This is a genomic window from Micromonospora sp. LOL_015 (genome assembly GCF_048060275.1).
Classification (GTDB): domain Bacteria; phylum Actinomycetota; class Actinomycetes; order Mycobacteriales; family Micromonosporaceae; genus Micromonospora_E.
Map to the genome: position 1 here is coordinate 15,359 of NZ_JBHMIO010000020.1, position 25,311 is coordinate 40,669.

At 71.5% G+C, this 25,311-nt stretch carries 19 protein-coding genes and 1 pseudogene; 11 read left to right on the forward strand and 9 right to left on the reverse strand.

The window, feature by feature from the left end; translation table 11 throughout:
- Window positions 1–45: 45 nt before the first annotated feature.
- The 6 genes and pseudogenes from ACFHWU_RS17220 to ACFHWU_RS17245 form a co-directional block, all read right to left on the reverse strand.
- Window positions 46–798, reverse strand: a pseudogene (locus tag ACFHWU_RS17220) (succinate dehydrogenase/fumarate reductase iron-sulfur subunit); the annotation flags it as partial.
- On the reverse strand, window positions 798–2,735 hold the full coding sequence (locus ACFHWU_RS17225) for a fumarate reductase/succinate dehydrogenase flavoprotein subunit (RefSeq protein ID WP_416591034.1): 1,938 nt from the start codon (window positions 2,733–2,735) through the stop codon (window positions 798–800). The gene ACFHWU_RS17225 and the pseudogene ACFHWU_RS17220, both read right to left, overlap by 1 nt.
- Before the next feature lie 13 nt (window positions 2,736–2,748).
- Complete coding sequence (locus tag ACFHWU_RS17230) at window positions 2,749–3,555, reverse strand: hypothetical protein (RefSeq protein ID WP_416552208.1); 807 nt, start codon at window positions 3,553–3,555, stop codon at window positions 2,749–2,751.
- Between the two features lie 424 nt (window positions 3,556–3,979).
- Window positions 3,980–5,371, reverse strand: coding sequence for a TldD/PmbA family protein (locus ACFHWU_RS17235; RefSeq protein WP_416591069.1), 1,392 nt, complete (start codon window positions 5,369–5,371; stop codon window positions 3,980–3,982).
- A 14-nt stretch (window positions 5,372–5,385) separates the two neighbouring features.
- Window positions 5,386–6,822, reverse strand: coding sequence for a TldD/PmbA family protein (locus ACFHWU_RS17240; protein ID WP_416552209.1), 1,437 nt, complete (start codon window positions 6,820–6,822; stop codon window positions 5,386–5,388).
- A 24-nt stretch (window positions 6,823–6,846) separates the two neighbouring features.
- Complete coding sequence (locus tag ACFHWU_RS17245) at window positions 6,847–9,051, reverse strand: prolyl oligopeptidase family serine peptidase (RefSeq protein ID WP_416591035.1); 2,205 nt, start codon at window positions 9,049–9,051, stop codon at window positions 6,847–6,849.
- 78 nt (window positions 9,052–9,129) lie between these two features.
- Here ACFHWU_RS17245 and mshB point away from each other — a divergent pair, with 78 nt between their 5' ends.
- The 3 genes from mshB to ACFHWU_RS17260 all read left to right on the forward strand — a co-directional run bounded on the left by mshB (window position 9,130) and on the right by ACFHWU_RS17260 (window position 11,076).
- A complete protein-coding gene (gene mshB, locus ACFHWU_RS17250) occupies window positions 9,130–10,023 on the forward strand; it encodes an N-acetyl-1-D-myo-inositol-2-amino-2-deoxy-alpha-D-glucopyranoside deacetylase (RefSeq protein WP_416591036.1) in 894 nt (297 codons plus the stop codon).
- Window positions 10,020–10,496 (forward strand): hypothetical protein, encoded by a 477-nt coding sequence (locus ACFHWU_RS17255; protein ID WP_416552212.1) that lies wholly within the window; start codon window positions 10,020–10,022, stop codon window positions 10,494–10,496. Before mshB ends, ACFHWU_RS17255 begins: the two co-directional genes overlap by 4 nt.
- A 115-nt stretch (window positions 10,497–10,611) precedes the next feature.
- Window positions 10,612–11,076, forward strand: coding sequence for a hypothetical protein (locus ACFHWU_RS17260; RefSeq protein WP_416552370.1), 465 nt, complete (start codon window positions 10,612–10,614; stop codon window positions 11,074–11,076).
- Here the strand turns inward: ACFHWU_RS17260 and ACFHWU_RS17265 are convergent.
- Window positions 11,045–12,091: a GNAT family N-acetyltransferase gene (locus ACFHWU_RS17265; protein WP_416552213.1), complete on the reverse strand. Its 1,047-nt coding sequence runs from the start codon at window positions 12,089–12,091 to the stop codon at window positions 11,045–11,047. The two genes, ACFHWU_RS17260 and ACFHWU_RS17265, sit on opposite strands and share 32 nt — an antisense overlap.
- A gap of 80 nt (window positions 12,092–12,171) precedes the next feature.
- Here ACFHWU_RS17265 and fdxA point away from each other — a divergent pair, with 80 nt between their 5' ends.
- The 5 genes from fdxA (at window position 12,172) to ACFHWU_RS17290 (ending at window position 21,192) form a co-directional block, all read left to right on the forward strand.
- Window positions 12,172–12,498 carry a ferredoxin gene (gene fdxA, locus ACFHWU_RS17270; RefSeq protein WP_233606480.1) on the forward strand — a complete coding sequence of 109 codons (327 nt, stop codon included), beginning with the start codon at window positions 12,172–12,174 and terminating at the stop codon, window positions 12,496–12,498.
- Window positions 12,499–12,515: 17 nt separating this feature from the next.
- A complete protein-coding gene (gene dapC, locus ACFHWU_RS17275; RefSeq protein WP_416591037.1) occupies window positions 12,516–13,640 on the forward strand; it encodes a succinyldiaminopimelate transaminase in 1,125 nt (374 codons plus the stop codon).
- Between the two features lie 9 nt (window positions 13,641–13,649).
- Window positions 13,650–14,312, forward strand: a complete 663-nt coding sequence (locus tag ACFHWU_RS17280; RefSeq protein ID WP_416552215.1) for an SIMPL domain-containing protein — start codon at window positions 13,650–13,652, stop codon at window positions 14,310–14,312.
- Window positions 14,313–14,504: 192 nt separating this feature from the next.
- Window positions 14,505–17,627, forward strand: a complete 3,123-nt coding sequence (locus ACFHWU_RS17285) for a putative bifunctional diguanylate cyclase/phosphodiesterase (protein WP_416591038.1) — start codon at window positions 14,505–14,507, stop codon at window positions 17,625–17,627.
- Between the two features lie 154 nt (window positions 17,628–17,781).
- Window positions 17,782–21,192 (forward strand): S8 family serine peptidase, encoded by a 3,411-nt coding sequence (locus ACFHWU_RS17290; RefSeq protein ID WP_416591039.1) that lies wholly within the window; start codon window positions 17,782–17,784, stop codon window positions 21,190–21,192.
- A gap of 62 nt (window positions 21,193–21,254) precedes the next feature.
- Here the strand turns inward: ACFHWU_RS17290 and dapD are convergent, their stop codons facing one another.
- Window positions 21,255–22,211: a 2,3,4,5-tetrahydropyridine-2,6-dicarboxylate N-succinyltransferase gene (gene dapD / locus ACFHWU_RS17295; RefSeq protein WP_416591040.1), complete on the reverse strand. Its 957-nt coding sequence runs from the start codon at window positions 22,209–22,211 to the stop codon at window positions 21,255–21,257.
- Between the two features lie 108 nt (window positions 22,212–22,319).
- Between dapD and dapE the strand changes: the two genes are divergently transcribed.
- Window positions 22,320–23,393, forward strand: a complete 1,074-nt coding sequence (dapE, locus tag ACFHWU_RS17300) for a succinyl-diaminopimelate desuccinylase (protein WP_416591041.1) — start codon at window positions 22,320–22,322, stop codon at window positions 23,391–23,393.
- A 7-nt stretch (window positions 23,394–23,400) separates the two neighbouring features.
- Here dapE and ACFHWU_RS17305 read toward each other — a convergent pair whose 3' ends face one another.
- Window positions 23,401–23,553 (reverse strand): hypothetical protein, encoded by a 153-nt coding sequence (locus ACFHWU_RS17305; RefSeq protein WP_416591042.1) that lies wholly within the window; start codon window positions 23,551–23,553, stop codon window positions 23,401–23,403.
- Window positions 23,554–23,786: 233 nt separating this feature from the next.
- Here ACFHWU_RS17305 and ACFHWU_RS17310 point away from each other — a divergent pair, with 233 nt between their 5' ends.
- Together ACFHWU_RS17310 and ACFHWU_RS17315 are read left to right on the forward strand one after the other, a co-directional pair.
- Window positions 23,787–24,707, forward strand: a complete 921-nt coding sequence (locus ACFHWU_RS17310; protein ID WP_416567637.1) for a TIGR00730 family Rossman fold protein — start codon at window positions 23,787–23,789, stop codon at window positions 24,705–24,707.
- A gap of 5 nt (window positions 24,708–24,712) precedes the next feature.
- Window positions 24,713–25,258, forward strand: a complete 546-nt coding sequence (locus tag ACFHWU_RS17315) for a TIGR00730 family Rossman fold protein (RefSeq protein ID WP_416552222.1) — start codon at window positions 24,713–24,715, stop codon at window positions 25,256–25,258.
- Window positions 25,259–25,311: the final 53 nt, after the last annotated feature.

Consider the following 25,311-nt stretch of genomic DNA (forward strand, 5'->3'; position numbering starts at 1 on the left):
CAGGCCGGACTCACCGAGCGCCGGTCCACTCGCCGCCGCGCCGTTCTGCCCCCGCCGGAAGATCTTGCTGCCGAGCCACACGAGGGGATCGTACCGCCGGTCGACGACGCGCTCCTTCATCGGGATGATCGCGTTGTCGGTGATCTTGATGTGCTCGGGGCAGACCTCGGTACAGCACTTGGTGATGTTGCAGTAGCCCAGCCCCTGCTGCGCCTGCGCGTACTGCTTGCGGTCGGTCCTGGTGTCCAGCGGGTGCATGTCCAGCTCGGCGGCGCGGATGAACACCCGGGGACCGGAGAAAGCGGTCTTGTTGTCCTCGTGGTCACGCACCACGTGGCAGGTGTTCTGGCAGAGGAAGCATTCGATGCACTTGCGGAACTCCTGCGAGCGTTCCACGTCGACCTGCTGCATCCGGTACTCGCCGGGGGCCAGGTCCTCCGGCGGGCTGAACGCCGGCGTCTCCAACGACTTCTGGTAGTTGAACGAGACGTCGGTGACCAGGTCGCGGATCACCGGGAAGGTCCGCAGCGGGCTGACGCTGATCGTCTCGTTCTCTTCGAACGTCGACATCCGCGTCATGCAGCCCAGCTTCGGCATGCCGTTGATCTCCATGGAGCAGGAGCCGCACTTGCCGGCCTTGCAGTTCCACCGGCAGGCCAGATCCGGAGCCTCGGTGGCCTGCAGCCGGTGGATGACGTCGAGGACGACCTCGCCCTCGTTCACCTCCACCTGGTAGTCCTGCAGGTCGCCGCCGGTCTCGTCGCCCCGCCACACCCTGAAGTGGCGCTTGGTGCCCATCAGTTGTCCGCCTCCTCAGCGAGCGCGTCCTGCGCCAGCGCGTCGAACTCCGCCAACTCCTCGTCGGTCAGATACTTGGCCAGCTCCGCCCGGTCGAAGAGCTTGATCAGCTCCGGGCGCATCTTCGGCAGCGGCTGGTGCTCCAGCTTGACCGTGTCGCCGTCCAGCGAGCAGACCAGGTTGACCGTGCGCCACGTCGGGGCCATGGTCGGGTGGTCCTCGCGGGTGTGCCCGCCCCGGGACTCGGTGCGCTCCAGCGCGGCCTTGGCGGTGCACTCCGACACCACCAGCATGTTGCGCAGGTCCAGCGCCAGGTGCCAGCCCGGGTTGTAGCGCCGGCCGCCGGCGGCGCTGACCTTGGCCACCCGCTCGCGCAGCTCGGTCAGCCTGACCAGCGAATCCGCCAGCTCACCTTCGCGCCGGATGATGCCGACCAGGTCGCCCATCACCGCCTGCAGATCCTGCTGCAGGGTGTACGGGTTCTCCCCGGTGTCGCGCGACAGTGGCGCCAGGGCCTGGTCCACCGCCTGCTCGACCTCGTCGGCCGAGACCTTCGGCCGCCGGTCCAGCCCACCGACGTACGCGGCCGCGTGTTCACCGGCTCGCTTGCCGAAGACCAGCAGATCGGACAGGGAGTTGCCGCCGAGTCGGTTGGAGCCGTGCATACCGCCGGAGACCTCGCCAGCGGCGAACAGGCCGCTGATCCGGCCGGCCGCCGCAGCGGTGTCCGGGTCGACCTCGACGCCACCCATCACGTAGTGGCAGGTCGGCCCGACCTCCATCGGCTGCTTGGTGATGTCGACGTCGGCCAGCTCCTTGAACTGGTGGTACATCGACGGCAGCCGGCGGCGGATCTCCTCGGCCGGCAGCCGGCTGGCGATGTCCAGCAGCACGCCGCCGGACTCCGTACCGCGACCGGCTTTGACCTCGCTGTTGATCGCCCGGGCGACCTCGTCACGGGGCAGCAGCTCCGGCGGACGCCGGTTGTTGTCCGGGTCGGTGTACCAGCGGTCCGCCTCCTCCTCGGTCTCCGCGTACTGCTTGCGGAACACGTCGGGGACGTAGTCGAACATGAACCGCTTGCCGTCGGTGTTGCGCAGCACCCCGCCGTCGCCCCGGACCGACTCGGTGACCAGGATGCCCTTCACCGAGGGTGGCCAGACCATGCCGGTCGGGTGGAACTGCAGGAACTCCATGTTGATCAGGGTGGCGCCGGCCCGCAGGGCGAGCGCGTGCCCGTCGCCGGTGTACTCCCAGGAGTTCGAGGTGACCTTGTACGACTTGCCGACCCCGCCGGTGGCCAGCACCACGGCCGGCGCCTCGAACAGGACGAACTCGCCGCTCTCCCGGTAGTAGCCGATGGCGCCGGCGACCCGGGACCCGTCCGGCCCGTCTTCCAGCATCAACTCGGTGATGGTGGTTTCGGCGAAGACCTTGATCCGGGCGTCGTGGACGCCGTACTCCCGCTTGTCCTCCTGCTGCAGCGAGACGATCTTCTGCTGCAGGGTGCGGATCAGCTCCAGGCCGGTGCGGTCACCGACGTGAGCCAGTCGCGGGTACTCGTGGCCACCGAAGTTGCGCTGCGAGATCTTGCCGTCCTTCGTACGGTCGAACAGCGCGCCGTACGTCTCCAGTTCCCAGATCCGCTGCGGTGACTCCTTGGCGTGCAGCTCGGCCATCCGGAAGTTGTTCAGGAACTTGCCGCCGCGCATGGTGTCGCGGAAGTGCACCTGCCAGCTGTCCCGGCTGTTCACGTTGCCCATCGCGGCGGCGGCGCCGCCCTCGGCCATCACCGTGTGTGCCTTGCCGAACAGCGACTTGGAGATGATCGCGGTGCGCTTTCCGGCCAGCCGGGCCTCGATCGCCGCCCGCAGTCCGGCGCCGCCGGCACCGATGACCACGACGTCGTAGTGGTGTCGTTCGATTCGGGTAGTCATATCGTCCAAGCCCCTAGTTGAAGAACCGCAGGTCGCTGAACCAGCCGGCGGACAGCGCCATCACGTAGAAGTCGGTCAGCGCCAGGGTGCCGAGGGTGATCCAGGCCAGCTGCATGTGCCGGACGTTGAGCTTGGAGATGAACGTCCAGATCCGGTAGCGCACCGGGTGCTTGGAGAAGTGCTTCAGCCGGCCACCGGCGATGTGCCGGCAGGAGTGGCAGGACAGGGTGTACGCCCAGAGCATGATCACGTTGCCGAGCAGGACGACGTTGCCCAGGCCGACGCCGAAGCCGTTCTCGCCGTCGAAGGCGAGTACCGCGTCCCAGGTGTTGATCAGCGAGATGATGGCGGCCGCGTAGAAGGCGTAGCGGTGCGCGTTCTGGAAGATCAGCGGGAAGCGGGTCTCGCCGGTGTAGCGCTGGTGCCCGTCCGGCACCGCGCAGGCCGGCGGGGAGAGCCAGAACGCCCGGTAGTAGGCCTTGCGGTAGTAGTAGCAGGTCAGCCGGAACAGCAGCAGGAACGGCAGAGTCAACGCCGCGTCCGGGACGATCCACCAGCCGGGCAGGAACCGGCCGAAGTGCGCCGCCTCCGGTACACAGCGTTCGGTGACGCACGGTGAGTAGAACGGGGTGAGGTAGTGGTGCTCCTGGACCCAGTAGAAGTCGTGCATGAAAACACGGACAGTGGCGTAGGTGACCCAGGCACCGAGTCCGATCACGGTGATCAGCGGGGGTAGCCACCACCGGTCGGTGCGCAACGTCTTCGCCGCGATGGCGGCGCGCGCCCGCGCCTGCCCCGGCATCGTTGCCGTAGTCGTCATCCTGTCTCCCTGACGGGGCCCGGCCCGTGCAAGGGCGGACCCGGATATCTTCGGCCGGTCTGTGGCGAAGCAGGGCAGAGCCCAGATTGCCGTGCGACCGCGTGCTCCGGAACCCGCACCACACGCATCGGCGGGCGCTGGTCCGGTGCACACGTTACGCCCAGTACCGGCGGCCGTATGCGCAAGGGAGTCTTGCCGGTATCGCGCCGGTTACGAAAGCCCGGCCCGCCGCTAGGCGGTTGGATGTGCAGAAGCTCACTGGATCCCGAGCGGCGTCGGTCACAGATTGACAGCGGACGCATCGTCCGGGGTGATGGGCGGTGCGGTCGACCAGCCCGCACCGCCCATCGCGGACCCACCAGGAGTGAGGTATGGCTAACCTAAGCAATCCGCGTAGCGTCGTCAATCTCGCAATTTCGCCGGGTCAACCGGCGGCACCGCCGGTGATCTGCCAGTCCGCCAGGTGCAAGGCCGGCGCGCGCCACGAGGTGTCGTCCCAACTGTCCGGCAGCCGGCTCAACTCCGAGCCCAGACCCAGCACCGAGCCGGGCGCGAGTGCCTGCGGATACGACTGGGTGAACCGCAGACTGCGGACCGCCGCCACGATCTCGCCGGACTCGACCAGCCACGCACCGTTACGGGTCAGCCCGGTCACCACCAGGCTGCGGGGATCGAGAATGCGGGTGTACCACAGGTCGGTGACCAGCAGACCCCGCTCCACACCGCCGAGCAGTGCCGCACTGCCCCCAGCGGCCGGTCCGGCACCGCTGGCAGAGCGCCGGCTATCGCCCGGAAGCAGCCGCAGATGCTGACCCACCGGCCCTAACGGAACGCTGCCCGGTGCCGCGTGCCCGGTCGAAGCGGTGCCGGCCGCCGCCGCGGTCCGCCGGTCGTGGGTGAGCGCCGTCGCCCGGCCAGCGTCCACCAGCACCGTACGGCCGGTCGGGGTGCCCTCCGCGTCGAACGGTAGCCCGCCGCCGGTGGCCGGGTCGTCGACCAGCGTGATGGCCGGGTCGAACTGGGCCTCGCCGAGCCGGACGAACGATCGCCGCTCGTGGTGCGCCTTGCCGGCGAAGCCGTGCCGGGCCAGCATCTGCAACAGATCCAGCACCGCGGTCGGTTCGAGCACCACCGGGTAACGCCCCGGCGGCAGTTCGACCGGGTGCCGGCCGGCCCGGGCCTTCACCGCCGCCCGGGCACCCAACGCCGCGCCGTCGATCTCGGCCAGCCGGTCGGCCGCCTGCCGGGCCACCCCGTCGGCGCCGTCGGTCCGGGCGATCCCGTCCATCGCGGCCTCCGCCGCCCGGCCGCCGGCGGTCTGCCCGGCGCTGTTGGCGAACCCCGTCGACCGGTGCACGGTACGGCAGAACCCGGCGCATTCCAGACCGCCGGCGGCCGCGACGAAGTCCCGCACCCGGGCCGCCCGCTCCGCCGGGCCGGCCTGCGCGGTCGCCTCGTCCCACGTCGCGGCCGCGTGCAGCGGCGCCGGCCCGGCCAGCCCCGGCCAGGCCGGATCCGGCGGGCAGAGCCGGGCCGCCGCCAGAGTTCGCTCGACCAGGTCGGCCAACCCGTCCGGGCCGGTCAGCGTGGTCGAACCGATCGCGGTCCGGCCGTCGACGTGTAGCCGCAGCCACACCGTGGTGACCGTCTCCGCGACGTTCTGGTGGATGAACGAGTTGGCGAACCGGGTCAGCGCCAGCGTCCGGTGGCTGACGTACGCCTCGGCCTGCGCTCCCGGCCCGGCGGCCCGCCGGACCGCCGCCACCACCCGGAGGGCCAGATCGGTCTCGGCGGGCGACGTCGCCGCGCCGGTCAGCCCCGCGTCCAGACTCACCCGCGTACCCCCACCCGGACATTGGTGAACCGGGCCGGCGCCGCTGGGTGCCCGGTGTGCCCGACCTGGCCGGGCTGGCCCTTGCCACAGTTCGGCGTCCCCCAGGCGACGCTCTCCGACGACAGCATGTCCATCGACCGCCAGAACACCGGGCCAATCCCGGTGTACGTCGGGTTGCGCAGTATCCGCCCCAACTTGCCATTGCGGATCTCCCAGCCGATCTCGCAGCCGAACTGGAAGTTGAGCCGCTTGTCGTCGATCGACCAGGACCGGTTGATGTCCATCAGCACCCCGTGGTCGGTCGCCGCGATCATCTCGTCCAACGTGTGCGGCCCCGGCTCCAGCCCGACGTTGGTCATCCGGACCATCGGCAGCCGTGACCAGCCATCCGCCCGCACGCTGCCGCCGTGGTCCAGGCCGGCGCCGGCGGCCGAGTCCCGACCGGCCAGTACGCCGACCCACCGGCCCTGCCGGACCGCATCCCGCTTGACCGCCGGGCTGCCCTCGTCGTCGAACCCGAAACTGCCCAGCGCACCCGGGATGGTCGGGTCGATCGTCACGTTCATCAGCTCGGATCCGTACCGCAGGCTGCCCAGTTGGGCCAGGTCCAGCCAGGACGTGCCGGCGAAGGCGGCCTCCCAGCCGAGGATCCGGTCCAGCTCGATGGCGTGCCCGACCGACTCGTGGATCTGCAACGCCATCTGCTCCCCGCCGAGGATCAACGTGGTCTCCCCGGCCGGGCAGGCCGGCGCGGTGAGCAGCGCCCGTGCCTCCTCGGCGATCCGCGCGGCGTGCGCCGGCAGGTCCAGGTCGTCGACCAGCTCCCAGCCGCTGGTGCCGTACTGGCCGCGGTGGCTCGGATAGGAACGGCGCTGGGTCTCCCCGTCACCGATCACCGTCGCGGACAACCCCGCCCCGCACTCGCGGATCCGCTGGTCGATCCGGTGCCCCTCGCTGGAGACGAACCACTTCTCGGTGTCCCAGATCTGGTACAGCCCTTCGGCCAGGTCGGCGCCGTGGTCGAGCATCGTGCGGGTTGCCGACACCAGCAGATCGCCCTTGTCCGGCAGCGGCACCGACAACGGGTCGATCCGGCACGGGCTGGCCCAGCTCGCGGTGCCGGACCCGGCCGGCACCAGGTCGATCGGCGGCCCTGGCACCTGAGCGCTGGCCGCGGCGATCTTCGCCGCCCGACCACCGGCAGCCCGCGCCGCCGCCGGCGACGGATCCGGTACGGCGTAGAAGCCCCAACTGGAACCGACCAGTGCGCGGACGCCGAGACCGGCGTCACTGTGCTGGACCAGCGCCTCGATATCACCGTTGCGTGCGGTCATCGACTCGTAACGGCGGTGCATCACCCGCGCGTCGGCGTACCGGGCACCGGCGTCGAGTGCCGCCTGCACGGCGGCCGTCGCCACCTCGAACTGGGTCACCCTGTGACCTTATGCGACATCGGCTCAGCCGAGCGGTCCCAACGCTTGTCGGACGAACGCGAGTTCGGCGCGCAGCACGGTGGCCGCGTCCGGGTCGGTGCCGGCGACCAACGGCAGCACCGCGTGCGGTCGGCCGGCGGCCAGCAACGCGGCGGACAACCGCAGGGTGTGCGCCACCGGCACGGCGCCGTCGGCCAGCCCGTGCACCAGCAGCAGCGGGCGGAGTTCGTCGCTTCCGGTCACCGGTTCGGCGGCGACCTCCACCAGGTTGTGGTGCGGATAGATCTCGCCGCCCTCCTCGGGCAGTCCGAGGAACCGTTCGGCGTACCCGCTGCGCAGCAACGCCCAGTCGGCGACCGGGTCGCGCGCCACGGCGGCCCGGAACACGTCCGGGCGGCGCAGCGCGGCCAGCGCGGCCAGCCAGCCGCCGAACCCGGTGCCCCGCACCGCCACCCGGTCCAGGTCGAGGTCGGGATGTTTCTCCGCGATCGCGGTCAGCGCGTCCACCTGGTCGGCGAGCAGCACGTCGGCCAGCCGCCGGTGCACCACCTTTTCGAAACTCGGCGCGACGCCCGGCGTACCCCGGTTGTCGACGGTGACCACGGCGAAGCCGGCGTCGGCCCACCACTGCCGGGCCAGCCAGCCCGCCCGCTCGGCCCGGACCTGCTGGTGGCCCGGTCCGCCGTGCACCTCCAGCAGCACCGGCAGCCGCCGGCCGGCGACATGCGAGTGCGGGTACAGCACACCGGACGGCAGCCGGCGGTCGGTCACCCGTTGCAGCGTGGGCCGGGGCGTCACCGCCGGGGTGGCCGCCAGGCTCCGCAGCACGCCGAGTTCGGTGTCGTCCCGGCAGATCGTCCAACGCACCCCGGGCTGGTCCAGGGTGGCCGAACCGACGGCCAGTACGGCACCGCCGACCGCGGCGACGTGCCAGCCGGGGCTGCTGGTGAGCCGGACCGCGTCCAGACCACCCGAGGAGGCCGCGGTGCGGACCCGGTAGAGGTGCTGTTCGCTGGGTTCCCCGTCACTCGCCTCGATCAGCAGGTCCGGGCTGGTGTGCCGACCGGGCAGCCGGCCGACCACCCGGCGTACGTACAGCGCCGCCGGGGTGAGCAGGGTGCCGTCGGCGAACAGGCAGCGAGCGTCGTACCCGTCGTGGGCGAGTTCCCCGCCGACCAGCACCCGACCGTCGGAGAGGTGGCACGGGGTACCGGGGATCGGCTCCACCCACCGGGGGTCGGCGAGCTCGGCGTGCACCTGGGTCTCCCCGGTGCGTGGGTCGATGGACAGCACCAGACCGTGCTGCTGCAGCCGGCGCAGCACGGTGATCAGCGGGCCGCCGTCGGACCAGTCGACCGACACCAGGTACGGGTAGGTCTCCCGGTCCCAGTGCACGTCGACCCAGCCGCCGTCGAGGTCGAGCAGGTGCAGGGTCACCTCGGCGTTCGGGCCACCGCACATCGGGTACGGCCGGCTGCGGGCCGGCAGCTGCGGCTGCGCCGGGTCGGCGTACTGCCAGCGGGGCAGCCGGGTACGGTCGGCCCGGGCGGCGAGGATGCTTTGGCCGTCCGGTGACCACCAGTAGCCGCGGTCCCGGCCGAAGTCGACCGCCGCCGGGTCGGGCAGTGCCCAGGTGATGTCGCCGTCCTCGCCGGCGAGCAGCACGTCGCGGCCGTCCGGGTGGACGACCCGGAGCTTGCCGGCACCGTCGCGGTGCGGGTCGCCGGCCCGCCCGTTGCCGCTGAATCCGTCGTGGGCCGGTTCATCGCGGCCGGATCCGCCGGTCGCGCCGGCCGGTCCGACCGGGTCCGCGTCGTTGTCCGACACGTACGCGATCCGGCTGCCGGTCGGGTCCGGTCGGGCGTCGGTGACCGAGCCGACCACCGGTACCTCGATCACGTCGCCGGTCACCAGGTCGGCCCGGAACAGCCGGCCGGAAAGGACGAACACGGCGACCCGGACGGCCGGGTCGGTGGCGTACCGGGTGATCCCCGCATCGGCGGTGTTCCTCGCACCGGCGGTGTTCCCGGTGCCGAGCAGGATCGTCGGGTCGGCGATCCGACGCTGCTCGCCGCTGTCGACCTCGAACGACCAGAGACCGGCGGCCGGGTCGTGCGGGCCGGTGGAGCGCAGGAACACCACGCGGGCGCCGTCGGCGCCCACGGTCACCGCGTGCGGGGCGCCCCGGACAGGTCTGCGGGTACGGGCGGCAGGCTCCGGTGATTCCACTCCCGGATCGTAGAACCGGCTGATCAGCGATGAGACCGTTAATCCACTCCGGTGCCCATCCGGCGTAAAGTTGCCGGAGTGACCGACCCTGCCGCCGCGCGACGGCTTCTCCTGGTTCATGCCCATCCGGACGACGAGACGATCGGCACCGGTGCCCTGATGGCCCGGTACGCCGCCGCCGGAGTGCAGGTCACCCTGGTCACCTGCACTCTCGGCGAGGAAGGCGAGATCCACCTGCCGCGCCTCGCCGGGCTGGCCCCTGATCAGGCCGACCAGCTTGGCGGGTACCGGATCGCCGAGCTCGACGCCGCCTGTGCGGCGCTCGGAGTGAGCGATCACCGGTTCCTCGGCGGTGCGGGCCGGTACCGGGATTCCGGGATGATGGGCCTGCCCACCAACGACCACCCACGGGCGTTCTGGCAGGCCGACCTGGACGAGGCCGCCGGGTTGCTGCTCGAGGTGCTGCGGGAGACCCGGCCGCAGGTGGTGGTCACCTACGACGACAACGGCTTCTACGGTCACCCCGACCACATCCAGGCCCACCGGGTGACGATGCGCGCCGCCGAACTGGCCGCCGCCGAGGGGGTCGCCCCCGACAAGATCTACTTCACCGCGATGCCGAAGAGCGTGCTCGCCGCCGGCATCGACGCGTTCCGGGGCGCGTCGAACAACCCGTTCGCCGGCGTCGAACACGTCGACGACCTGCCGTTCGGCACCCCCGATCCGCAGATCGCGGCGCGGATCGACGGCACCGCCCACTACCAGGCGAAGCAGGCCGCCATGCGGGCGCATGCCAGCCAGATCCCGGCCGATTCGTGGCTCTACGCGCTGGCCGGCAATGTCGGCGGCGAGTTCATGGGCTACGAGTACTTCGTCCTCGGTGCCGGCCGGCAGGGTCCGGGCGACAGCCCGTACGGCTGGGAGACCGACCTGTTCGCTGGGCTGCCGGCTGGCGAGGTGCCGCTGCCGTGACCTCGCCCGGTGTCTCCGGCCAGGTGTCGGCGGTGGAGCCGTCACCGCCGGTGGCGACGGCTCCGGCCCCTACCCGCCTGCGTGAGCTGGTGGACCTGGGGCTGCGGACGGTCGGCGGGGTGGTCGCGGCGGTCGCGGCGGTGCTGTCCGCGGTCCTGGAGCTGCTGCTGGCCACGGTACGGGTCGGCGGGCACCTGGTCGGAGTGTCGGTGCTGCTGGCGATCGCCGGCAACGTGCTGGTGAGCTGGTTCGCGATCCGCGCGGTGGGTGCCCGGTGGGCGATGACGTTGCCGGCGGCGGCCTGGTTCGCGGTGATGGTGCTGGCCGCTGGCGGCACCACCGAGGGGGACATTCTGCTGGCCGGCGACAACTGGGTGGGCTTCGCGGTGATCTTCACCGGGGCGATCGCCTTCGCCGTCCTCGCGTTCCGGATGATCCTGGCCCAGCCGGCCCGCCGCAGCGACGGAGGCTGACGCGACCGGGTGTCGGCTCCTACAATCCTCGGTACGAATATAGGGGTCCGGAGAACACACCCGCGCGGTCCGGCGTGCCGTGGACGCGGTGCGGGTCTGGGTGCGGGAGGTGGAGATGAGGCAGCGCTGGCTGCCGGTCGGCGTACTCGCCGGGGTGCTGTTCGCGGTCAATGTGGTGGCCCGGCTGGTGGTCCGCTTCGGGATCGACACCGATCCGCAGACGCAGGACCGGCTCTCGTTCGCGATGTTCGTGGTGATCGGTGTCGTGCTCGGCTCGGTGGCCTTCGTCTGGGGGCGGGACCGCCCGGTCGAGCGGTGGAGCGGTGACGCCGCGGCGGCGATCCTGGCGGCGTTGGTGCTGACCATTTTCGTCGGGCCGTTCGTCAGCGGCGACCATCCGTTCTCGGCCGGGGCGGGCGCGTTCTTCTCCCAGGTATGGCTGTACGCCGGCTTCTCCACCGGCGGGGTGCTGCTCGGCTATCTGGTGCTGATCACACTCGGCTGGGACCACCGGTCCAAGTCGCTGGAACGGTACGCCGAGACCAAGCTCAACAAGCCCCGTCGCGTGGTTCGTCGCTGACCGCCGGCTGCCACGGCAGATAGACGTGGTGGGTGGTGAAGCCGAGCCGGGCGTACAGGGCGGTCGCCGGGTTGTGCTGTTCGACCTGGAGGAACGCGGTCGGCGTGGCCAGTTCGTCGGCGGCCCACCGGCCGACGGCCCGCAGCATCCGGGTGGCGTGCCCCCGCCGCCGGGCCGCCGGCTGCACCTCCAGCAGCGCGATCTGACACCACCGGTGGTCGGCGTCGACAGCGCCCCGGGCGATGGCGACGAGCCGGCCGTCGGCGTACAGATGGGCGAAGCGCACCTGCGGTGCGTCGGTGAGCAGCCGGCGGGCGGCGGCCGGCAGCGGGTCGCCGGCCGATTTGCGGGCCGCTACCAGGGCGAGCCACTCCTGCGACGGCGCGTGGTCCAGCCGTACCGGCGGCCCGCCGCCGGGTGAACCGCCTGCCGCGTCCTCGCCCAGCCCGGCGGTACGGGCCAGCAGGTCGGCCAGCGGCACGGTCTGCACCAGCACCAACGGTCCGCTGCGCCAACCTCGGCGGGCAAGTTCGCCAGCGACCTCGGCGGCAGCTGGCAGCGGCACGTTGACCTGTGCCGGCAGGCCACGCTCGGCGTACCAGGCGGTGACCGCGTCCACCGCGTCCGGCAGTGGGCAGCCGGGGTCGCCGAGTGGCAGCGCCGAGTTCGCCCGGCCGGTCCAGCCGTCGGCGGCGCGCAGCAGCCAGTCGCCGAGCCGCTGCTGTACCGGCGCCGCCCAGGTCTGGTTCGCGGCCCGTTCCAGCTCGGTGACGGCGGCGGATTCGCGGTCCGCCGCGCGACGGGCCGCCGGACTGGCGGTCGGCGGCACCAGCTTGCTGCGGTGCACGTCGGCGAGTGCGACCCGGCGTGGCCCGTTGCGGGTCAGCACCGTGAGTTCGGTCTCGGTCAGCTCGGCCAGCAGGCCGAGTAGGTCGGTATAGAGCGGACGATCTCCGCCAACACCTATGATTTTTCGGACTACCACGCGGTGTCCCACATCTTGTGGCCGGAGCACGATCGACCCCCTCCCCGGCGAGATACTAGGCTCGTCAGTGCCGCGGGCGATCGCGGCATGTCGTGCGGGAAGGAAGGCCAGTGACCTACATCATCGCCGAGCCGTGCGTCGATGTGCTCGACAAGGCGTGCATCGAGGAATGCCCGGTCGACTGCATCTACGAGGGCAATCGGATGCTGTACATCCACCCCGATGAGTGTGTCGACTGCGGTGCATGCGAGCCGGTCTGCCCGGTGGAGGCGATCTTCTACGAGGACGACGTGCCGGAGCAGTGGAAGGAGTACACCACCGCGAACTACGAGTTCTTCGAGGATCTCGGCTCGCCGGGCGGTGCTTCCAAGGTCGGCAAGATCGAGAAGGATACGCCGTTCGTCGCGGCCCAGCCGGCGCGCGGGGACGCGCACTGACCGGGGCACGGGCGGGCTTGGCCGCCGGGCGGTCCGCGCCGGCCGGCGGCGGGTCACCGGCCGCCGGCCTGCCGGACTTTCCGTGGGATCGGCTGGCCCCGGTCAAGGAGCGTGCCGCCCGGCACCCCGACGGCATCGTGGACCTCTCGGTCGGTACGCCGGTCGACCCGGTGCCGGCCGTGGTCCAGCAGGCGCTGGCTGCCACCACGGACACCCCGGGTTATCCGATGACGGCCGGCAGCCCGCGACTGCGCGAGGCCATCCGGGACTGGTGCGTACGCGAGTGCGGTGCCGTCGGCGACCGGATCGGTGTGCTCCCGACGGTCGGTTCCAAAGAACTGGTCGCCTGGCTACCCACCCTGCTCGGGGTCGGTCCCGGCGACGTGGTGGTGGTGCCGTCCGTCTGCTACCCGACCTACGAGGTGGGCGCCCGGCTCGCCGGGGCCGAGGTGGTACGGACCGATTCGCTGACCGCGCTCGGGCCGTCCAGCCGGGTCCGGCTGGTCTGGGTCAACTCGCCGGGCAACCCGACCGGCCAGGTGCTGCCGAGCGGGCATCTGCGCAAGGTTGTCGACTGGGCGCGCGAGCGCGGGGCGGTGGTGGCCAGCGACGAGTGCTACCAGACCCTCGGCTTCGAGGCGCAGCCGGTCTCGGTGCTCAGCGGCGACGTCTGCGGCGGTGATCCGACCGGTCTGCTCGCCGTGCACTCGTTGTCCAAGCGGAGCAACCTGGCCGGCTACCGGGCCGGGTTTGTCGCCGGTGAGCCGCGGCTCGTCGACGACCTGCTCGCGGTGCGCAAGCACGCTGGCATGATCGTGCCGGCTCCGGTGCAGGCGGCGATGGTCGCCGCGCTCACCGACGAGCGGCACGTGGCCGACCAGCGTCGGCGGTACGCTGCCCGCCGGGACCGGCTCCGAGGGGCGCTCACCGCGGCCGGCTTCACCATCTCCCACTCGACCGCCGGTCTTTACCTGTGGGCCAGCCGGGACGAGGACAGCTGGTCGACCGCCGACTGGTTCGCCGCCCGCGGCATCCTGGTCGCGCCGGGTGCCTTCTACGGCCCGGCCGGGCAGCGCCATGTGCGGGTCGCATTGACCGCCACCGACGAGCGGGTGGCGACGGCGGTCGCCCGGCTCGACTAGGCTGGCCGGATGGATGCTCCGATGGTGTCGGTGCGCGGTGAGGTGACCCGGGAGGTCCCACCCGAGTTGGCCCGGTTCGGGGTGACCGCCGTCGCCCGGGGCAAGGACCGCTCCGGCACCCTCGCCCGGCTCGCCGAGCGGGGCGACGCGGTCCGTACCTTGATCGACGGGTACGGGCCGGCGATCGAGCGCCGGGAGTCCGGTGCGCTGCTGGTGCGGCCTGAGTGGCGACGCTCCGGGGAACGGGTTGTCGCCTACCATGCCAGCGTCACCACCACCGTCACGGTTGTTGACTTCACTGTGCTCGGTGAGCTGATGATGCGGCTGGCCGGCCAGGACCAGGTCCAGGTCAGTGGTCCGTGGTGGTCGCTGCGGCCGACCAGTCCTGAGCTGGGCCAGGCCCGTCGGGCGGCGATCGCCGAAGCGATCACCCGGGCACGCGACTACGCCGACGCGCTCGGGGCGGAGGTGACCGGCCTGGTGGAATTGGCCGACCACGGGATGTCCGCGCCGCAGCCGGTGGTGTTGCGCGGCGCCCCCCGGGCGTTCGCCGCGACCGAGATGGCGGATGCCGCGCCGCAGCTCGACCTCGACCCGCAGGTGCAGACGGTGCAGGCAGTCGTGGAGGCCCGATTCACCATCTCTGCTCCGGCGGTACTGCGTCCAACGTGACCGGCGAACTTCCCGATCCGGATCGACGTCTCATCGTTGCCGACCATTGCCCGGCAGAAGTATGGCCAACGCGTTGTCGGACTGGTAAACCGAGCGGTGGATGTGTTGCCCGGCGGTGAATGGATCGCCCGGGCGTCAATGGGTCAGTTGTAGGCGTTGCCACGTGTTGACGTCCGGCCTGAGGGGAGGCCCGTGTCGGTCCGGAAGCTCACCAGTGGATATGCCACGGTGATGATCCTGCTGTCCGCCGGGATCCTTCTCGCCCCCGGCTGGCATCCGGTGCTGTGGCCGGCGCTCGGGGTGATGAGCGCCGGTGGAATCTTCTTCGGTATCCGGCGCTACCGGCCGAAACGGGCCGCGGCGTGGTGGAGTCTCGCCGCCGCAGTGGTGATGCTCGCCGCCGGCGACACGACCTACGCGATTCTTCCCGGCTCAATCGTCACCGAGCTGTGCTATCTGACGGTATTCGCCCTCACCGCCGTCGGCCTGTTCATGCTGACCCGGGGCAACCAGATGCTTGGCGACCGGTCGCGGCTGCTCGACGTCCTCACATTTCTGTGCACCGCCGCGCTTCTGGCCTGGATCTTCATCATCGGTCCGTACATCACCGCTCCCGGGATGGAGCCGTTCGAACGATCGATCCTCGCCGCGTACGCCCTCGGTGATCTGTTGATTCTGGCCGTGATGATTCGCCTGCTGGCGACGAATCCACGGACCCCGGCCCTGGTTTTGCTGCTCGTCGGGGGTGCCGGCATGCTCACCGGCGACATCCTGTACGGACTGACGACGCTCGGTGAGCCGTGGCAGCCCGGCGGGCCGATCGAACTCGGCTGGCTGTTGACGTATCTGACCTGGGGAGCGGCCGGGCTGCATCCGTCGATGGCGCAGCTCTCCGAGCCGGCGGAGATCGAGCCGGGCAAGATCAGCCGGCCGTGGGCGGTGCTGCTGGTCCTGGCAACCATGATCTCGCCGTCGATTCTGCTGATCGAGGCGATGACCGGGCGGATCCGCGACGGGGCGATGCTGGCCATCACCTCGGCGGTGGTCTTCGCGTTGGTGCTCAGCCGGTTCGGTGACGTGCTCGCGGCACACCGTCAGACGGTCCGTCGGGAGCAGGGGCTGCGGGACGCGTGCGCCGCCCTGGTCTCGGCGGCCGACGCGGCGCAGGTGGATCGCGCGGTGCGGTCCGGGATCGCCCGGATCGTGCCGGAGGGCGTAGACCACCGCCTGGTGCTGGTGCTCAACCGCACCGGCGGGGTACCGGCGCTGGCCAGCAGCGTCTGGGGGCCGTCGGTGCCGGCGACGGCGACCGGCACGTTGCTGCCGTCGACCGCTGCGGTGCGACGCACCCGGCTGCTGCGTCGGCCGACCCTGACCCCGATGCTGGCCCACCAGCTCGGGTCGTTTCCGTTCGCGTTGCTCTGCCCGTTGGTGCTGCCGGAGCAGCGGCTACCCGGTCCGGTGCCGGCGCAGCCGCGGCCCGACGTGACCGGTCCGCGAGCCGGGGTTCTGCTGGTCTCGGCCGAGACCGGCGTCCTCAACGCGTTGCGCGACGCCATCGAGGTGCTGGCCAGTCACGCCACCATGGCGTTGGAACGGATCCGGCTGGGTGACGAGATCAACCGGCGGGACGCGGAGGTGTACTTCCGGGCCCTGGTGCAGAACAGCGTGGACATCATTCTGATCGTCGATGACGGCGACGCGGTCCGGTACGCCAGCCCGGCGGTGCAGACGGTGCTCGGTCGGCCGGCACCGGACGGCGGCCCGCTGACCGACCTGGTCGATCCGCCCGACCACGGCCGGGTGCTCGAAGGGCTGGCCCTGGTCCGCTCCTCCGGTGAGCCGCACGACTGGCCGGACTGGCGGCTGCGGCACGCCGACGGTAGCACCGTGCAGGTCGAGGTGAGCTGCCGTGACCTGCGGTCGGACCGGGCGGTTCGCGGTCTGGTGCTCACCCTGCGGGACGTCACCGAGCGGCGTCGGCTGGAGCAGGAGTTGACTCACCGGGCGTTCCACGACTCGTTGACCGGTCTGGCGAACCGGGTGCTGTTCCACGACCGGGTGCAGCAGGCAGTGGCCCGCGCCCAGCGCGGCGGGTACGCGGTCGGCGTACTGTTCATCGATCTTGACGATTTCAAGGTGGTCAACGACACGATGGGCCATCAGGCCGGCGACGAGTTGCTGGTCGCGGTGGCGAACCGGTTGGCGGCCACGCTGGGATCGGCCGACGCGGCCGCCCGGCTCGGCGGTGACGAGTTCGCCGCGCTGGTCGACGACGCAACCGACCCGGCCGAGGTGGAGCAGACGGCGCAGCGGGTGGTGGCGGCCTTCACCGAGCCGTTCCGGCTCGCCGGCCGGATGGTCGGTGGCGCGGTCAGCGTCGGGGTCGCCACCACCTCGGACGCCGAGGGCACCGACGAGCTGCTGCGGCACGCGGATCTCGCCCTCTACGTCGCCAAGGGTGCGGGCAAGGGACGCTGGCGGCGGTACCAGCCGGCGTTGCACGTGAGTTTGATCCGGCGGATGGAGCTGCGTACCGCGTTGGAACGGTCGGCGCCGGAGTCCGACTTCGCCGTCGTGTACCAGCCGGTCGTCGAGCTGTCCAGCGGCAACGCCGTCGGGCTGGAGGCGTTGCTGCGGTGGCGGCACCCGAGCCTGGGGCTGCTGCGGCCGGACCAGTTCATCGACGTGGCCGAGGAGACCGGGCTGATCGAGCCGATCGGCGACTGGGTGCTGGGCCGGGCGCTCGCCGCTGTCACCCAGTGGCGGGCCGCTCTGCCGGTGGGCGAGGCTCCGTATGTCAGCATCAACGTCTCCGCCCGGCAGTTCCGGGTGGCCGGCTTCACCGGCAAGGTCCGTCGCGAGTTGATCGCCGCCGGGTTGCCGGCGGACTCGGTGATGCTGGAGCTGACCGAGAGTCTGCTGCTGCAGAACGACGACCAGGTCTGGGCGGACCTGGCGCAGCTGCGCGAGCTCGGCGTCCGGCTGGCCATCGACGATTTCGGTACGGGGTTCTCTTCGCTCAGCTACCTGCGTCAGCTGCCTATCGACGTGCTCAAGATCGACCGTTCGTTCACCGCGGAGATGGCCTTCTCGCAACGGCAGCGGTCGTTGGTGGACGGGATCATCCGGTTGGCGCACTCGCTCGGTCTGCAGGTGGTGGCAGAGGGCATTGAGACGGTTGTCGACCGGAACCTGCTCGGTAATCTGGGCTGCGGCTTCGGGCAGGGTTATCTGTTTTCCCGGCCGCTCGCCGAGGCGGACGCGGCGGCCTGGCTGGCCGGTGGCCGGCCGGTCGGGTTGACCCACCCATAGATCATCTACAAGTAGTAGCTTGGCGACTCAGAGTGCAAATCATGTCCATATTGCCCCGAGTTTCGGGCCGGGTCGGTGCATACCAGGTATGCAATCCTGGGGCTTCGGAATCACGACCCTGACGCCGCTGCGGCGTCTACCGGGGAGGTTCACGATGTCCAATCCATCCAGGAGAGTCCAAGCCGCCGCTCTCGTCGCCGTACTGGCCGCGACGCTGGTCGGTGTCGGACGGCCGGGACCGGCCGCCGCCCGCCCGGCACCGACCCTCGACGACCCGGTCAGCCGGGTCCGTACCGACCCCGCGACCGCGGTCACCCTGGTCACCGGGGACCGGGTCGTCGTCACCAGCGCCGGCACCGCTGTCCAACCCGCCCCAGGCCGCAACCACCTGCGGTTCCACACCTACCAGAGCTCCGACGGCCGGTACGTCGTACCAGCCGACGCGCAGCCGCTGATCCGCGCCGGCGTGCTGGACCGGCGACTGTTCAACGTCACCGACCTGATCTCGTACGGCTACCACGACGCCGCCACCGCTCGGCTGCCGCTGCTCGTCGAGTACGCCGCCCCGGCCGACGCCGCCCGCCGGGACGCCGGTGGCCTTGCCGGCGCGCGGATCACCCGGGACCTGCCGGCGATCGGCGGCGCCGCGCTGACCGCCGACAAGCACGCGGCGACCGACTTCTGGGCGGCGGTCACCGGCACCGCCCCGGTACCGCCCGGCGAGGCCACCGGCCGCGCCGGAACCCTGGCCACCGCCTCCGGCCTGGCCCGGGTCTGGCTGGACGGCCGACGGCGACTGCTGCTCGACCGCAGCGTCGGGCAGATCGGTGCGCCGGCCGCTCACGACGCCGGATTCACCGGTGCCGGGGTGACCGTCGCGGTGCTGGACAGCGGAGTCGACGCAGACCACCCCGACCTGACCGGCAAGGTGGCCCGGTCGGAAAACTTCACCGACGATCCGGACCCGGCCGACCGGGTCGGCCACGGCACCCAGGTCGCCTCGATCATCGCCGGCAGCGGTGCCGCCTCGGGCGGGGCGAACCGTGGTGTGGCCCCCGACGCCACCCTGATCTCCGGCAAGGTGTGCGAGTCGTCCTGGTGCACCGAGTCGGCGATTCTGGCCGGGATGCAGTGGGCCGCGACCGACCAGCGGGCCACCGTCGTCAACCTCAGTCTCGGTGGCCCGGACACTGCGCAGACCGATCCGCTGGAAAAGGCGGTCGACACGCTCACCGCGCAGACCGGCGCGCTCTTCGTGATCTCAGCCGGCAACTCCGGCGCGGACCGCACCGTCGGCTCGCCGGGCAGCGCCGACGCGGCGCTGACCGTGGGCGCGGTGGACCGCGACGACACGCTCGCCGACTTCTCCAGCCGTGGCCCGCGCACCGGTGACGACGCGGTCAAGCCGGATCTCACCGCCCCGGGCGTCGGGATCGTCGCGGCCCGCGCCGCCGGCACCACCCTCGCCGATCCGGTCGACGAGCACTACGTCGCCGCCTCCGGCACCTCGATGGCCGCGCCGCACGTGGCCGGAGCCGCCGCGCTGCTCGCCCAGCGGCGGCCGAACTGGACCGCCGTGCGGTTGAAGGCCGGCCTGATGGCGTCGGCCGCGCCACGGTCCGGCACCGGAGCGTACCCGCAGGGTGCCGGCCGGGTGGACGTCGCCCGCGCCGTCACCCAGGAGCTGATCAGCCGACCGGCCAGCGTATCGTTCGGCCGCGCCGACTGGCCGCACCACGACGACCCGGCGATCGTCGAGAAGGTCACCTACCGCAACACCGGCAGCGAGCCGCAGACCCTGACCCTCTCCGTCGAAGCCGTCGGCCCGACCGGCCGCAGCGCGCCGGCGGAGATGTTCCGGGCCGGTGCCGACACGGTGACCGTACCGGCCGGCGGCACCGCCGCTGCCACCCTGACCGCGGACACCAGCGTCGGTGGCCCGAACGGCTACTACTCCGGCCATCTGGTCGCCACCGGCGCCGGCCAGCGCGTCGTCACCCCGTTCGGCGTCCACCGAGAGGTGGAAAGCTACGATTTGACCTTTGTCCACGTCGACCAGGCCGGCGTGGCGACCGACGACTACTGGACCGTCGCGGTCGGCCTGGACCAGCCCGCGGACGCGATGCCGTGGACCTCGGACGGCTCCGGCCGGGTCACCGCCCGGCTGCCCGCCGGCCGGTACGGACTGTCCAGCGTGATCCAACGCCAGACCGGCGAACAGGAGTACGAGCTCGCCGTCCTGGTCCGGTCGAACCTGCGGCTGGACGGTGACCGCACCGTACTGTTCGACGCGCGTACCGCCCGCCCGGTCCGGATGACCGTGCCCGAGTCGACCGCGCGTCCGGCGCTGGTCGACATCAGCTTCCAGTACCGCACCCCGGACGCGGGTGCTGGGATCGGAGTGCTGGCTGACACCTTCGACGGGCTCGCCGCCGCCCACGAGGGCGGGCCGTCGGGCGCGGGCGAGTTCACCGCCAGCATCGCCAGCCAGTGGCTGCGACCGGACGGCGCGGACGGGTTCACGGCCAGCCCGTACTTCTACGGGTTGAGCGAGCTTTTCGCCGACCGGCTGCCCAACGGGTTCACCAGGCACTACCGTCCCCGGGACCTGGCCACCGTCCGGCACCGGTTCCGTGGGGTGAGCCACGGCGACCTCACCGACCGGCTGGTCTTCCCCGGCCACGGCGAGCGGGACATCGGGGGATGGGCGCTGGTGACCCCGGTCGAACTACCCAGCGTGCGGGTGGAGCACTACAGCGTGTCGAGCACGTCGACCTGGGAGAGTTCCCTGGAGTTCGGCCGGGCGGTGGAGGGTCAGCTCTGGCCGGAGTACACCGCCGTGCTGGTCTCGCCGCCGAGCCGCCACCAGCCCGGCAAACGCACCCTGGACACCTGGAACCTGGCGCCGTACGGGCCGGTGTTCCCGGCCGTCTCGGGCGACGGTGCCTGGGTCAGCCGGCGGGGCAACGTCGTCGACGTTCAGGTGCCGATGTTCGGCGACGCGCAGGGCCACCCCGGCGGGGTGGTGTCGCGGACCGCGCGGACCGCGCTGTACCGCAGCGGCAAGCTGATCGGGGATAGCCCGGAGCCGGGCTACGGCCGGTTCCCGGTGCCACGGGCCCAGGCCGACTACCGGCTTGAGGTGTCGGCGACGCACGACGTCGGGGACTTTTCCACGTCGGTCAGCGGGGCGTGGACCTTTCCGTCCGGTCCGGTGAACCGTGACCAGGTGGCGGCCCTGCCGGTGATGGCGGTGCGGTTCACCCCGTCGGTGGACGCCGGCAACACCGCCGTCGCCGGGCGGGCGATGGAGATCCCGTTCACCGCCACCCACCAGCCGGGCGTGGTCGGGATCGGGATCCGTCGGCCGACCGTCGAGGTGTCCTACGACGGTGGGCGGACCTGGCTGCCGGCCGACGTACGGTCCGCCAAGGCCGGCTGGACCGCCATGGTCCACCATCCGGACCGGGACGGTTTCGTGTCGCTGCGGGCGTCGGTCACCGACCGGGCCGGCAACACGGCACGGCAGACGATCATCCAGGCGTACCGGATCGCGCGGCGCTGACCCGCGCCGGTCGGTGCCCTGTCCGCCCCGTAGCGGCGGGTGGGGCACCGACCGGTCCGCGGTCAGCTGTTGGCGTGCAGCGCCTCGTTGAGCTGGATGCCGGCGCCGGTGCGCGGCCGGGCCTCCAGCGCCCCGGTGACCGAGTTGCGCCAGAACAGCAGCCCGTCGACGCCGGACAGTTCGCGGGCCTTGACCACCCGGCCGTCCGGCAGGGTCACCTTGGAGCCGGCGGTGATGTAGCAGCCGGCCTCGACCACGCAGTCGTCGCCCAGCGAGATGCCGATGCCGGCGTTCGCGCCGAGCAGGCTGCGCTCGCCGATGCGGACCTTTTCGGTGCCGCCACCGGAGAGGGTACCCATGATCGACGCGCCGGCCCCGACGTCGGAGCCGTCGCCGACCACCACGCCGGCGACGATTCGCCCCTCGACCATCGAGGTGCCGAGCGTGCCGGCGTTGAAGTTGCAGAAGCCTTCGTGCATGACGGTCGTCCCGGATGCCAGGTGGGCGCCGAGCCGTACCCGGTCGGCGTCGGCGATCCGCACCCCGGACGGCACCACGTAGTCGGTCATCCGGGGGAACTTGTCCACCCCGTACACCGCCAGGTGCCGCCCGGCGGCCCGCTCGATCAGCCGCAACTCGTCGACCCGGTCCGGCGGGCACGGACCGGCGGAGGTCCAGGCGACGTTGGCCAGCCGGCCGAAGATGCCGTCCAGGTTGAGCTCGTTCGGCCGGACCAGCCGGTGGGAGAGCAGGTGCAGGCGCAGGTACGCGTCGGCGGCGTCGGCGATCGGGTCGGCCAACGAACCGATCTCGACGACCACGATCTCGGTACGCAGTCCGGGCAGTGCCCGGGGGCCGAGCACTGCGCCGGGCAGCCCGGCGGGTATGCTGCCGTCCGCGGCTGGCGGACGCTCGCCGAGTCCCAGCTGGCCGATCGGATACCAGGTGTCCAGCACCTGCCCCTGCTCCGTGCAGGTGGCCAGGCCGATGCCCCAGGCGGGCTGCGTCGAAACCGTCACCGAACTGTCGCCTTCCGATCGGGGTACGAGTCACCACCGGGTCGACGTCCGGGCGATCCGGGTGATCAGCGGACGAGTCGATCCTGCCGAGACGGTACCGTGCCAGCCATGGTGAACCCGCTGACCCCCGAGGTCCTGGCCGATCCGGTGACCCTGACCCGCGCGTTGGTCGACATCGAGTCGGTGTCGCGCAACGAGCAGCGGATCGCCGACTGCGTGGAGCAGGCGCTGTCCGTCGTGCCCTGGCTCACCACCGGGCGGTACGGCAACACGGTGATGGCCCGGACCGAGCTGGGGCGTTCCCGACGGGTGGTGCTCGCCGGGCATCTGGACACCGTGCCGCTGGCCGACAACTTCCCGTCCCGGGTGGTCGACGGCGTGATCTACGGCTGCGGCACCTCGGACATGAAGTCCGGGGTGGCGCACGCGTTGCATCTGGCGGCCACCGTCGCCGAGCCGAGGTACGACGTCACCTACCTGTTCTACGAGGCGGAGGAGATCGACTCACGGTTCAACGGGCTACGTCTGGTGGCCGAGACCCACCCGCAGTGGCTGTCGGCCGACTTCGCGGTGCTGCACGAGCCGACCCACGGCGTCGTCGAGGCCGGTTGCCAGGGCACCCTGCGGGCGGTGGTCGGCACCACCGGCCGCCGGGCCCACTCGGCCCGGTCCTGGCATGGGGTGAACGCCATCCACGCCGCCGGTGAGGTGCTGCGCCGGCTGGGCGCCTATTCGGCGCGGACCGTCACCATCGACGAATGCGAGTACCGGGAAGGGCTGAACGCGGTCCGGATCGGCGGCGGGGTGGCCGGCAATGTGATCCCGGACCGGTGCGACGTCGAGGTCAACTTCCGGTTCGCGCCGGACCGCGACGGGCAGCAGGCGGAGCAGCACGTCCGCGAGGTCTTCGCCGAGTTCGACGTCGAGGTGGTCGACTGCGCCGGCGGGGCGCTGCCCGGACTGACGTCGGCACCGGCGCGGGAGTTCCTCGCGGCGGTCGGCGCGCCGCCGGTCGCGAAGCTGGGCTGGACCGACGTCGCCCGGTTCGCCGCGCTGGGCATCCCGGCGCTCAACTTCGGCCCCGGCGACCCCAACCTGGCGCACGCCCGTGACGAGCACGTGGAGATCGAGAGGATTCAGCAAGGTGCCGAGACACTCCGGCGTTGGCTGACGCCGGAGTGAACCGGGATCACCGCAGCAGTGCCGGCTCCTGCTCGACGGCTTCGTCCCCCGGCTCAGCCGGAAGCGCTCGCCCGCCGGCAACCCGGCGCTCGGCCACCACGACACGGATCCGGCGGTGCATCTGCCGCCGGACCCGGATGAGTTCGCTACGTGTCATCATGACTACTCCTCCCCCCGAAGGTGCCGTGACGGCGTCCTCCCCACCGTCCGGCGTACCCAGTATCTGTTAGAGAAGACGTAGCCGCAGCCGATTTGGTTGCGCTTGACGCAAGATTGACATCACCTTTTTCGTCATGGTCCAGGTGAACGTCGCAGCGGGGCGGCTCGGCGTCCGCACTGGACACGCGCGGGCGGCCCGTCAAGCACGGCACGCCGCCCACTACGGTTGTCCAGATGGACCAGTCGAACAACTATTGCCTGCCAGACGACCAATCCCGACCGGGACCGGACGGGGTCGGCCCGACATCCGACGAACCGGGGTCGGAGCGGCACCGGGGCGCGGTGACCCTGCGCCGGGAAGCGGTCCGCCGCAGCACCGCCGATCAGGGTCTGCTCGATTCACGCGCCCGTGGTGAATGGAAGACCAAGGATTCCTGGCGGGCGCTGCGAATCCTGTCGGAGTTCGTCGAAGGGTTCGACACTCTCGCTGATCTGCCGCCGGCGGTCAGTGTTTTCGGGTCAGCCCGCAGCGCGCCGGACAGCCCGGAATGCCGGCTCGCCGAAGAACTGGGCCGTGCGCTCGCCGGTGCCGGCTACGCCGTGATCACCGGCGGCGGTCCCGGTGTGATGGAGGCGGCCAACCGGGGTGCCACCGAAGCCGGCGGCGTGTCGGTGGGGCTCGGCATCGAATTGCCGTTCGAGCAGGGCATCAACGAATGGGTGGAGGTAGGCATCAACTTCCGCTACTTCTTCGCCCGCAAGACCATGTTCGTCAAGTACGCCCAGGCGTTCGTGGTGCTGCCCGGCGGGTTCGGCACCATGGACGAGTTGTTCGAGGCGCTCACCCTGGTGCAGACCGGCAAGGTGACCAGGTTCCCGGTGGTGCTGATGGGCACCGGGTACTGGTCCGGACTGGTCGACTGGCTGCGTGACACGATGCAGGCGCAGGGTCGGATCGGCGATGCCGACCTCGACCTGCTCTGCCTGACCGACGACGTCGCCGAGGCGGTACGGCACATCGTCGACGCGGATGCCGCACTCGCCGCGGAGCAGGCGGCGCTGCGCCAGACGGCGCACGCCCAGATCGAGGCCGAGCGGCAGGCCGGTGAACGGGCACCGGCCGGGTACCACCGGCCGGCGGAAGGAGAGGAGTAGCACGGATGGCCGCGATCGGAGTCTTCTGCGCCTCGTCGCGCACTCTCGAGCAGCGGTGGCTCGACCTGGCCGCCGAGACCGGGCGGGAGCTGGCCCGACGTGGGCACACCCTGGTCTCCGGCGGCGGCTGTGTCGGCATGATGGGTGTGCTCGCGGACGGTACCCGGGCCGGCGGCGGCTGGACCCTCGGGGTGATCCCGCAGTCGCTGGTCGACCTGGAAGTGGCCGACACCCACTCCGACGAACTCGTCGTCACCGACGGGATGGCCAGCCGCAAGACGCTGATGATCGAAAAGTCGGATGCGTTCGTCACCCTCCCCGGCGGCCTTGGCACCCTGGACGAACTGTTCGAGGTGTGGACCACGGCGGTGCTCGGGCTGCACCGCAAACCGGTGGTGCTGGTCGACACCGATGGCTTCTACCAGGGGCTGCTGGACTGGCTGACGGCGTTGGCGGAGACGGCGTTCGTGGGGCGGTCGGCCCGGGAGATGCTGATCGTTGTCGATTCGGTGTCGGCGGCGCTGGACGAGATCGAGGCCCGGTTAGGTTGACCGGGTCCGCGCCGTCCGGTGTGCCCACTTCCCGGCGTGCCGGCCACCCGGCT

Bases quoted from the DNA above. Each gene is read 5' to 3' on its own strand.
- ACFHWU_RS17290 (WP_416591039.1), top strand. From the start codon at position 17,782: ATGTCCAATCCATCCAGGAGAGTCCAAGCCGCCGCTCTCGTCGCCGTA.
- ACFHWU_RS17230 (WP_416552208.1), bottom strand. From the start codon at position 3,555: ATGACGACTACGGCAACGATGCCGGGGCAGGCGCGGGCGCGCGCCGCC.
- dapE (WP_416591041.1), top strand. From the start codon at position 22,320: ATGGTGAACCCGCTGACCCCCGAGGTCCTGGCCGATCCGGTGACCCTG.
- ACFHWU_RS17225 (WP_416591034.1), bottom strand. From the start codon at position 2,735: ATGACTACCCGAATCGAACGACACCACTACGACGTCGTGGTCATCGGT.
- ACFHWU_RS17315 (WP_416552222.1), top strand. From the start codon at position 24,713: ATGGCCGCGATCGGAGTCTTCTGCGCCTCGTCGCGCACTCTCGAGCAG.
- ACFHWU_RS17260 (WP_416552370.1), top strand. From the start codon at position 10,612: ATGAGGCAGCGCTGGCTGCCGGTCGGCGTACTCGCCGGGGTGCTGTTC.
- ACFHWU_RS17305 (WP_416591042.1), bottom strand. From the start codon at position 23,553: ATGATGACACGTAGCGAACTCATCCGGGTCCGGCGGCAGATGCACCGC.
- ACFHWU_RS17280 (WP_416552215.1), top strand. From the start codon at position 13,650: ATGGATGCTCCGATGGTGTCGGTGCGCGGTGAGGTGACCCGGGAGGTC.
- ACFHWU_RS17310 (WP_416567637.1), top strand. From the start codon at position 23,787: ATGGACCAGTCGAACAACTATTGCCTGCCAGACGACCAATCCCGACCG.